This is a genomic window from Streptomyces durocortorensis, assembly GCF_016901035.1.
In the GTDB taxonomy this organism is placed as follows: Bacteria; Actinomycetota; Actinomycetes; order Streptomycetales; family Streptomycetaceae; genus Streptomyces; species Streptomyces durocortorensis.
In genome coordinates this window covers 32,586-40,298 of record NZ_JAFEUF010000043.1, presented here as the reverse complement: position 1 = coordinate 40,298, position 7,713 = coordinate 32,586, and the positions used below count along the sequence as shown (strand labels likewise).

Genomic DNA, 7,713 nt, shown 5'->3' with positions numbered 1-7,713 from the left:
GGGCTCCGTCGGCAAGTGCCGGGCGGGGGTCAGGACTTGGCGGGGGTACCGAAGGCCGGGACGATCGAGCCCTGGTAGGTGTCCTCGATGAACTTCTTGACCTCGTCGGAGTTGAGGAGCTTCGCGAGCTTCTCGACGCGCGGGTCCTTCTCGTTGCCGTCCTTGACCGCGAGGAAGTTGGCGTACGGGTTGCCCTCGGCCTTCTCCAGGGCGATGGAGTCCTTGCCGGGCTTCAGGTCGGCCTCGATGGCGTAGTTGCCGTTGATGACGGCGGCGTCCACGTCGTCCAGGGCGCGGGGCACGGTTGCGGCCTCCAGCTCCTTGAACTCCAGGCCCTTCTTGTCGGTGATGTCGCTCAGCTTGGCGCTGGTGCCGACGCCGTCCTTGAGGGTGATGAGGCCGTTCTCGGCGAGCAGCTGGAGGGCGCGGCCGCCGTTGGTGGTGTCGTTGGGGACGGCTATGGTCTGGCCGGCCTTGATGTCCTTGAGGTCCTTGGCCGTCTTGGAGTAGAGGCCGAGCGGCTCCAGGTGCACGTTGACGACCGGGACGATGGTGGTCTTCTGCTTGGCGTTGAAGTCGTCCAGGTAGGGCTTGTGCTGGAAGAAGTTGGCGTCGACCTGGCCGTTCTGGGTGGCGGTGTTCGGCAGGACGTAGTCCGTGAACTCCTTGACCTCCAGCTTGAGGCCTTCCTTGTCCGCCAGGTTCTTCTTGACGAAGTTCAGGATGTCGGCGTGCGGCGTCGGGGACGCGGCGACGACGAGGGCCTTGGAGGTGTCGGCGTTCGCGCCGGTCTCGCTCTTGGACGCCGGGTCGGAGGACGTACCGCAGGCGCTGAGGCCGAGGGCGAGGGCGGCGGTGGCGGTGGCGGCGGCAGCTGCGGTGATCTTGATGTTCTTGCGCACGAAAAGTGCCTCTTTCTTGTGGTGGTGCGCCCGGACAAGGAGTTCGGGCTCGGTGGGGAGAGAAAGTCGGGGGGTGCCTCAGGAGACGGTGCGGGGCCTCAGGAGACGGTGCGGCCGCGGCGGGCCAGCAGCCGGACGGTGAGGTCGCCGATCAGCTGGATCACGGTGACGATGACGATCAGCAGCGCGACGGTGATCAGCATGAACTGGTTGTCGAAGCGCTGGAATCCGTAGGTGACGGCCTTGGAGCCGAGACCTTCGCCGCCGACCGCGCCGGCCATCGCGGAGTAGCCGATGAGCACGATGAGGGTGGTGGTGACGCCCGAGACGAGCGAGGGCAGGGCCTGCGGGAGGAGCACCTTGCGGACGATCGTGGGGATGGATCCGCCCATCGACTGGACCGCTTCGACGAGCCCGTGGTCGACCTCGCGGATCGCCGTCTCGACGAGCCGGGCGAAGAACGGGATGGCGCCGACGGCGAGCGGCACGATCATCGCGGTGGGGCCGATGAAGGTGCCGACGACCCAGGTGGTGAAGGGGATGAGGGCGATCAGCAGGATGATGAACGGCAGCGAGCGGCCGATGTTCACGATCACGCCGATGACCTTGTTCACCACGGTGTTCTGGAGCAGTCCGCCCTTGTCGGTGAGGACCAGCAGGACACCGAGCGGCAGTCCGCCGGCGACGGTGACCAGGGCGGACCACAGCACCATGTAGAGGGTGTCGTAGGTGCCCTGGGTCAGCAGGGGCTGCATTTCGGACCAGGTCACTTGACGCCCTCCTTGGTGATCGCGGCGGGCGTCTGCTCCGGTACGGCGGGGGCGGCGGCCGGAGCGGTCGCGGCGGGGGTCTTCGGGTCGGTCTCGTCCTCGACGACCTCGGCCTGGAGGCCCTGCTCGCGCAGGAAGCCGATGGGGACGACGTTCTCCTCGAACCGGCCGGGCAGCTCGATGCGCATCCGGCCGATCTGCTTGCCGCCGACGGTGTCCATCGCGGCGCCGAGGATCGAGATGTCGATGTTGTACGTCCGCGAGAGCTGGGAGATGACCGGCTGGGAGGCCGACTCCCCCTGGAAGGTGACGTCGACGACCGTGCGGTCCGGGCCGGAGGCACTCCCGCCGACCGGGAACAGCTCGTGGGCCAGTTCGGAGCCGGGGGTGGCGAGGAGTTCGCCGACGGTCCCGGACTCGACGATCCGGCCGCGCTGCATGAGCGCCGCGGAGTCGCAGATGGTCTTGACGACGTCCATCTCGTGGGTGATGAGCAGGACGGTCAGGCCGAGCTGCTGGTTGAGGTCGCGCAGCAGCTGGAGGATGGAGCGGGTGGTCTCCGGGTCGAGCGCGGAGGTCGCCTCGTCGGAGAGCAGCACCTGGGGGTCGCCGGCGAGGGCGCGGGCGATGCCCACGCGCTGCTTCTGGCCGCCGGAGAGCTGTCCGGGGTAGGACTTCGCCTTGTCGGCGAGGCCGACCAGGTCGAGCAGCTCCTTGGCCTTGCGGGTGCGCGCCTGGCCGGAGACGCCGAGGATCTCCAGCGGCAGTTCGATGTTGTCGAGGACGGTGCGGGAGTCCAGCAGGTTGAAGTGCTGGAAGACCATGCCGATGCGGGTGCGCGCCCGGCGCAGCTCGGCGCTCGCCCGCCGGCCGCGGCCGGCCAGCGCGGTGAGGTCCTGACCGGCCACCGTCACGGTGCCGGAGGTGGGGCGTTCCAGGAGGTTGACGCAGCGGATGAGGGAGGACTTGCCGGCGCCGCTCTGTCCGATGACGCCGTACACCTCGCCTTCGCGGACGTGCAGGTCGACGCCGTCGAGTGCGGTGACCTCACGGTCGCGCGACTGGTAGACCTTCGTGAGGCCCGTCGTGGTGATCACAGGGGGTTTCCGTCACTGTCGAGTGCGCGGCGCGGTGTCCGCCGGGCACGGGGCATTCGTCGAGGAGACTGTTCGGGCTGGTGGGCCGGGTTACGTCTCGGCATGGCTTCGAGCGGCGATCGGCCGGGGGTCAGCACATGCGCGGGCAGGCTCGTTCCGTGGACTGCGAACGGCACAGGCTCGGTCTCGCTTCGGGGCGCGAGGCTCAGGCGGGGGCCCTCAGAAGGCGCGCATTCGACACATACAACGAGCACCGGGCGTGCTGATCGCCTCGGTCGCAAGGGTGCGGCTGCTCGTCGTGGTCATGGGCCCAAGTAAAACAGACGTGAGGTCGCCGCGATCCCGGCTGTCCGCATAGCGGACAGTGCTGGATGGCCGGATCCCGACCTTGCGATTCCTCCGCCCGACCTCCGGCGCACGCCTGTGACCTGCGACGACGAGGTGTGAACGGGGGTGCGGACGGGGGCGCGGTCCGATGTCGGCCCGGCGGGCTGGGAGCGGAATGCCGTCCGCCGGTTGTGGCCAAGGCCACGGTCCCGGCGCCGGAGCGGCAGCCGCCTCCGCGGTCGTCGGGGCCGCACGAGGGCGGGCGTTCCGTCCGTAATACCCTCGACTCATGCTTGACGCCCTGACGGTCGCGGTCACCGTGACCGCGCTCGCCCTCGCCGCCTGGTGCGGACATGCCGCCTACCGGGACCAGCCGACGAAGGACTGGCATTTCATCGGGATGGCGGTCGTCTCCGTACTGGCGCTGGCCCAGTTGGTGGTGGGCGTCGTGCAGCTGGCGCGCGGGGAGCGGCCGGAGCAGGGGATGGCGGTGTTCATCGCCTATCTGATCGGTTCGTTCGCCGCCGTGCCCGCGGCCGGATTCCTGTCGTTGACCGAGCGGACCCGCTGGGGCTCGGTCACGGTGGCGGCGGGCGCGGTCGTGCTGGCGGTTCTGGAGGTCCGGCTCTATGACATCTGGGGAAACTGACGTGAGCGACACCGACCGCTCCGAGGTGGCCACGGCCCCGAAGCCGCCCTTCGAGCTGGGCACCGGTCCCGGCCGGGTCCTGGTCTGGTTCTACGGCGTGTTCACGGTCGCGGCGGCCTCGCGCACGATCGTCGAGATGGCCCGGGGCTTCGACCGTGCCCCGCTCGCCTACACGCTCTCGGCCGTCGCCGCCGTGGTGTACGGATTCATCACGTACTCGCTGGTGCGCGGCGGGGAGAAGGCCCGCAGGGCGGCGCTGGTGTGTTGTGCGGCGGAGCTGCTGGGCGTGCTGGTCGTCGGTGCGTGGACGCTGGCGGAGCCGGCCGCGTTCCCGGACTCGACGGTGTGGTCGGACTTCGGGATGGGCTACCTCTTCATCCCGGTGATCCTGCCGGTCACCGGGATGATCTGGCTGCGCCGCGCGAAGACGGTGGCGGTCTGATCCCGGGGCTCCGCCCGGTCCGTTCCGCCCGGCCCCGCGCGGCGTCCGGTCAGGCGCTGGCCACGAAGTCCCGGTCGGCGGCGTCCTTCTCCAGCAGGATCAGCTGTACGCCGTCGGCTCCGGTGACGGCCCCGACCCGGGCGTATCCGGCCTTCCGGTAGAGCCGGAGGTTGCTCTCGCTACGGTGGCCGCTGTGCAGCCGGTAGCGGGTCGCCGCCCGCTCGGCGGTCAGCGCCGACTCGGCGGCCAGCAGCAGCCGGGCGCCGAGGCCGTGGCCCTGGAGGCGGGGGTGGACGCAGAGCTTGCCGATCAGGCCGGTGCCCTCGGGGTCGGTGAACCCCCGCACCGCGCCGACGACTTCGTCGCCGAGCCGGGCCACGAACACCAGGTCGTCGGCGACTTCGGCGCGCAGTGATTCGAGGCTCTGGACGAGCGGGTCGATCCGGTAGTTGTCGTACAGCTCCGCCTCGCGCTGGAAGCAGAGGTACTGAAGTCTGAAGATCTGCTCGACGTCCTGTGCCGTCGCCGCCGAGATGGTCACGCTCATGCCCATGTGTGCACGCCTCCCGCTCACCTGTCCGCCGGTTGCCTACCGCTCCCTATCCCCGCACGGATGGGGCGACAACCTCCGCAGCCAGCATTCTGCGCAGACATCCAAGGCAACGGGAACGGATCGGACCCAAACTGCCCTGTGACATACCCAACTCCCCTGCGATTTCGCGGTAGGTCGGGTCACCGGGGGCGAGCAGCGCCTCCAGCAGCCGGGGGCAGCGGCCGGGCAGCCGGGCCATCGCGGAGCGCAGCGCCCGGCGTTCGGCGGCCCCGAGCGCGGCGCGTTCCGGGCAGTCAGCCGGTCCGGCGACGGGTTCCGTTCCGGCGTACGGGCGTTCCCGCCGGACCGTGCGGCGGCCCCGGCGGGCCTCGGCCCGTACGGTGTCGCGCACCCAGCGGGCGGCGTCGGCGGGCGGTCCGGCGGCGGCCGGGCGCTCCAGCAGCCGCACCCAGACGCTCTGTTCGAGGTCGGCGGGATCGACCCCGGCGGCCGGGGCCTCGGCACTCGCCTCCGCGCGCACCAGGGGTTGTAACGCGCGGACGACGAGGGCGGTGGCGGCGGCCGGGTCGAGGTCATGATCGAGAAGCGTCATGCCCCGGCGGACGTGCCGCTGGGGGCGGCCGGTTGCCCCGGCCTCGCCACACCACCCGACCGGGGCATGCGGGGGCGTACGGCTGACGGCGCGCCTCCCCTGCACGCGGCGCGCCGCGCGTTGGGGAAGCGCGCCACCCCGTGCCCCGTCAGCGTCCCGCGTGGTCCGCGGCCGCGAGCAGGGCCGTGTCCGGGTGGTCGGCGAAGATGCCGTCGATGCCGGTGGCGAAGTAGGCCGCACAGGCGCCGAACACGTCCCCGTAGGCGTTGGGGTCGGTGCCGCGCCGGAAGTCGGCGGGCAGGAAGCTGTTCTCGTTGCGCAGGGTGTACGGGTGCAGCAGCAGGCCCTTGGCGTGCGCGTCCCGGACCAGGGTGGTCGGGGTGGCGAGCCGCCCCGAGGCGTCCTTGGGGATGACCAGGTCGAGGGTGGGGCCGATGCCCTGGGCGAAGGAGGCCATCCACTTCAGGCCTGCGGGCTTCACCAGGTCGGCGACGGTCCGCGGGTCGCCCGACTCGACGAAGTCCCAGGGGCGCTCCTTGGGGCCGGAGAGCAGGACGATGCGCGGGGTGTCGACGAGGCGGGCGAGGCGCTGGACCGAGCCGGGCTCGAAGGACTGGAGGATGAGCGCGGAGTTCTTGCGGTCCCGGCCGTAGCGGCGCAGCAGCCGGGCGAGCGGCTCCTCCAGGCCGAGGCCGAGCTTGCGGAAGTAGGTGGGGTGCTTGGTCTCGACGTACAGCCAGACGGGCTTGCCGCGCCTGCGGCCCTCCTTCTCCGCCCAGCGCAGGACCTCCTCGAAGGTGGGGACGTCCCAGCGGCCGTCGTAGAGGGTGTTGTCCGGGCGGTTGCCCGGGATGCGCTCCTTGGCCCGCAGGGTCTTCAGCTCGGCGAGCGTGAAGTCCTCGGTGAACCAGCCGGTGTAGGAGACGCCGTCGATGCTCTTGGTGGCCTTGCGGCCGGCGAACTCGGGGTGGTCGGCGACGTCCGTGGTGCCGGTGATGTCGCTCTCGTGGCGGCAGACGAGATGGCCGTCCTTGGTCGGCACGAGATCCTGCTCGACGATGTGCGCGCCCATGTCCAGAGCCAGCTGGTAGGAGCCGAGGGTGTGCTCGGGGCGGTAGCCGCTGGCCCCGCGATGGCCGATCACCGTCGGCACGGGCAGGTCGCGCAGCGATCCGTGACCGCCGCCGTGGCCTCGGCCCCGCTCGGCGGCCTGGGCGGCGGCGGGCAGGCCCAGGGCCGCGGTGCCGAGGACCGCGGCGCCCAGAAGGGTCCGCCGGCCGGGGGTCGTCCACGCACGCTCCGTCATGAATGCTCCTCGCTTGGTGATGTCCGGGACCGGTCGAGCGAGGCCCGATCGTAGGCTGGGAGGCGTACGAGAGGGCGGACCTTCGGCCAACGTGGCGGAAACACATGTCAACACCGCGTATCCGCTTCGTGAACCCGATGTGCGATCAGCGCATACCCGCGAGTATCGTCCTCACCTGCACCGACCATCATCCGTCGGCACCGGCCACCGCCCGTTGGAACCCGTTCCACCGCGGCCGGCCCGGCCACGACACCGGAGGAACCGTTGTCCCGTCTCACGGTCATCAAGGCAGTGCTCGGACCGATTCTGCGCCTGATGTTCCGCCCTCAGGTGGAGGGCGTCGAGAACATTCCCGGGACCGGGCCGGTGATCCTCGCGGGCAACCACCTGACGTTCATCGACTCGATGGTCATGCCGGTCTGCGTCGACCGGCCGGTGTTCTACATCGGCAAGGACGAGTACGTCACCGGCAAGGGCCTCAAGGGCAAGCTGATGGCCTGGTTCTTCACCGGCTGCGGCATGATCCCGGTGGACCGGGACGGCGGCCGGGGCGGCGTCGCGGCGCTGATGACGGGCCGCCGGGTGCTGGAGGAGGGGCAGGCCTTCGCGATCTACCCCGAGGGCACCCGCTCCCCCGACGGCCGGCTCTACCGGGGCCGTACGGGCATCGCGCGGCTGACGCTGATGACGGGCGCGCCGGTGATCCCGTTCGCGATGATCGGGACCGACAAGCTGCAGCCGGGCGGCGCGGGTCTGCCCCGGCCGGGCAAGGTCACGGTGCGCTTCGGTGAGCCGATGGAGTTCTCGCGGTACGAGGGCATGGACCGCGACCGCTATGTGCTGCGGGCGGTGACGGACTCGGTGATGGCCGAGGTGATGCGACTGTCCGGCCAGGAGTACGTGGACATGTACGCGACGAAGGCGAAGGCGGCCTGAGGCGGGACCACGCGAGAAGGGGCCCCCCCCCCCGGGGGGGGGGGGGGGGGGGGGTGGTTAAGGCGGACGGCAAGACCCCCGCCGAACGGGGGGGGGCCCCCCGCACAAGCGTAGACGCCCCCCCCCCGCCACCCCCCCC

The 7,713-nt window shown here is 70.9% G+C and carries 9 protein-coding genes; 3 read left to right on the top strand and 6 right to left on the bottom strand.

Translation table 11 applies throughout. The annotated features are described in order from the left end of the window. Positions 1-29 precede the first annotated feature (29 nt). The 3 genes from JS521_RS11805 to JS521_RS11795 form a co-directional block, all read right to left on the bottom strand. The gene (locus tag JS521_RS11805; RefSeq protein WP_205082686.1) at positions 30-902 is read right to left on the bottom strand and encodes a MetQ/NlpA family ABC transporter substrate-binding protein; all 873 of its coding nucleotides are present in this window, start codon (positions 900-902) and stop codon (positions 30-32) included. A gap of 98 nt (positions 903-1,000) precedes the next feature. Next, positions 1,001-1,672, bottom strand: a complete 672-nt coding sequence (locus JS521_RS11800) for a methionine ABC transporter permease (protein ID WP_205082685.1) — start codon at positions 1,670-1,672, stop codon at positions 1,001-1,003. Then, entirely contained in the window at positions 1,669-2,769 is a 1,101-nt protein-coding gene (locus tag JS521_RS11795) for a methionine ABC transporter ATP-binding protein (RefSeq protein ID WP_205082683.1), read from the bottom strand. Before JS521_RS11795 ends, JS521_RS11800 begins: the two co-directional genes overlap by 4 nt. A gap of 616 nt (positions 2,770-3,385) precedes the next feature. On the opposite strand from JS521_RS11795, the gene JS521_RS11790 reads away from it, so the two are divergent. Beyond that, the gene (locus JS521_RS11790; RefSeq protein WP_205082682.1) at positions 3,386-3,745 is read left to right on the top strand and encodes a hypothetical protein; all 360 of its coding nucleotides are present in this window, start codon (positions 3,386-3,388) and stop codon (positions 3,743-3,745) included. A 1-nt stretch (position 3,746) separates the two neighbouring features. Next, the gene (locus tag JS521_RS11785) at positions 3,747-4,187 is read left to right on the top strand and encodes a hypothetical protein (protein ID WP_205082680.1); all 441 of its coding nucleotides are present in this window, start codon (positions 3,747-3,749) and stop codon (positions 4,185-4,187) included. 49 nt (positions 4,188-4,236) lie between these two features. Here JS521_RS11785 and JS521_RS11780 read toward each other — a convergent pair whose 3' ends face one another. From JS521_RS11780 to JS521_RS11770, 3 genes are all read right to left on the bottom strand, one after another. Continuing rightward, a complete protein-coding gene (locus JS521_RS11780; RefSeq protein WP_205082679.1) occupies positions 4,237-4,740 on the bottom strand; it encodes a GNAT family N-acetyltransferase in 504 nt (167 codons plus the stop codon). Between the two features lie 46 nt (positions 4,741-4,786). After that, positions 4,787-5,332 carry a sigma-70 family RNA polymerase sigma factor gene (locus JS521_RS11775; RefSeq protein ID WP_205082677.1) on the bottom strand — a complete coding sequence of 182 codons (546 nt, stop codon included), beginning with the start codon at positions 5,330-5,332 and terminating at the stop codon, positions 4,787-4,789. A gap of 148 nt (positions 5,333-5,480) precedes the next feature. Next, on the bottom strand, positions 5,481-6,638 hold the full coding sequence (locus JS521_RS11770) for a glycerophosphodiester phosphodiesterase (protein ID WP_205082676.1): 1,158 nt from the start codon (positions 6,636-6,638) through the stop codon (positions 5,481-5,483). 264 nt (positions 6,639-6,902) lie between these two features. Between JS521_RS11770 and JS521_RS11765 the strand changes: the two genes are divergently transcribed. Continuing rightward, entirely contained in the window at positions 6,903-7,574 is a 672-nt protein-coding gene (locus JS521_RS11765) for a lysophospholipid acyltransferase family protein (RefSeq protein WP_205082674.1), read from the top strand. Positions 7,575-7,713 lie beyond the last annotated feature (139 nt).

What these genes read in the sequence shown, in the direction of transcription:
- JS521_RS11775 (WP_205082677.1), bottom strand. Translation starts at nt 5,332, where the DNA reads ATGACGCTTCTCGATCATGACCTCGACCCGGCCGCCGCCACCGCCCTC.
- JS521_RS11780 (WP_205082679.1), bottom strand. Translation starts at nt 4,740, where the DNA reads ATGGGCATGAGCGTGACCATCTCGGCGGCGACGGCACAGGACGTCGAG.
- JS521_RS11790 (WP_205082682.1), top strand. Translation starts at nt 3,386, where the DNA reads ATGCTTGACGCCCTGACGGTCGCGGTCACCGTGACCGCGCTCGCCCTC.
- JS521_RS11770 (WP_205082676.1), bottom strand. Translation starts at nt 6,638, where the DNA reads ATGACGGAGCGTGCGTGGACGACCCCCGGCCGGCGGACCCTTCTGGGC.